General features: G+C 48.7%; 1 protein-coding gene and 1 pseudogene. One reads left to right on the top strand and one right to left on the bottom strand.

The annotated features are described in order from the left end of the window. On the top strand, positions 1-646 hold a 646-nt coding region (locus HP459_RS23000), incomplete at its 5' end, for an O-antigen ligase (protein WP_171936932.1). 26 nt (positions 647-672) lie between these two features. On the opposite strand, the pseudogene HP459_RS22995 reads toward HP459_RS23000, so the two are convergent. Next, a pseudogene (locus tag HP459_RS22995) lies at positions 673-1,205 on the bottom strand (deacetylase); the annotation flags it as partial.

Here is a 1,205-nt window from a genome sequence, read left to right as displayed (position 1 = left end):
TATATTAATCTCTTACTTCGTCATACTGTTGACGGGTACCCGTGCTGCGATGGGTTTATATCTGCTTCTGGCGATAGTGCTCACGCTATATCATTTCAGAAAAATTCATCTCAAATCCACTCTCATCTTTTTATGCATTGTGGCCGGCATTGTCGTCGTAAGCTACAAGCCGTTGATTGCACCGAAAATAACGCAAACCCAAATTGAAGTTGAGAAATATCAGCAAGGCTATGACCGCACGTCACTGGGCGCACGTTTTTCGATGTGGACTGTCGGGATCGAGAATGGTCTTGCACATCCGTTGGGGCAATCACTTGAAGAGCGTGAAACGTGGACACGGCAGTATATAAAAGACGGTCATCCACATCTTGCTACCGCGCTCGTGTACATCAAAGTCCACCTGCATAATGAATTTATAGAGAAATATTCATTGCAGGGGATCCCCGGCGTGGCGGTAATGCTCTTTTTCTTCGTTTCGATGATTGTGTATGCCCTACGAAACAGAAACGCACTGCTGCTAACCTCGATGCTACTTTTGCTTTTGTATGGACTGACGGATGTCATACTGCTCAGTTCAGAAGCCTTAATCTTCTTTATGGTTTTGTTTGCATTAAGTACACCTTTCACCCAAACAAAGCAGCAATAGCAAATATGCCCGCCTGGCGGGCATAACTATTTTTTGTACTGGTAAAACTCCGCCAGCGTCATCCCCACGGTCTTATCTGATAACCAGGTAAAGAGCTGCTCCAGATCCTGATAAAGCCCCTCAATCGCGGCCTCGTCTTTAAAAGTAGGGCTCCCGCCAGGCATAAATTCCGACGAATGCAGCATGAACTCTACGTAGTCATTTCCCTGAGACAGGCACTGCTGCGCAACCTTAATCATCTCCTGCGCGTTACCGCCGGACGGGCGTAACCAGTTAACTGACGGAGAACGGTACTTACCGCGCAGACGATCGTAACCCTGCTTCAGGGAATTCAGCCATGCCGGGTGTTTATACTGGATACTCATCGGAACTTCGAGTAAGGGGCTATTTCCCGGCCGGGAAATGTCGTCTACGTCCAAAAAGTAGGCACGATCGGGAAAATGCTGGTAATTCGTTCCGCCATTACCCTGCGGGGCACCTTTCGCGTTGCGCCAGTTCACGCGCGGCGTAACGGAACAATCTACCTGATACCCCAGCTCAATCAGCAACCGGGCGTAAC

The organism is Enterobacter sp. CM29 (genome assembly GCF_013179605.1).
Lineage (GTDB): Bacteria > Pseudomonadota > Gammaproteobacteria > Enterobacterales > Enterobacteriaceae > Enterobacter > Enterobacter intestinihominis.
Note: the sequence above shows the minus strand (reverse complement) of the source record. Positions and strands in the feature narration are given on the sequence as shown.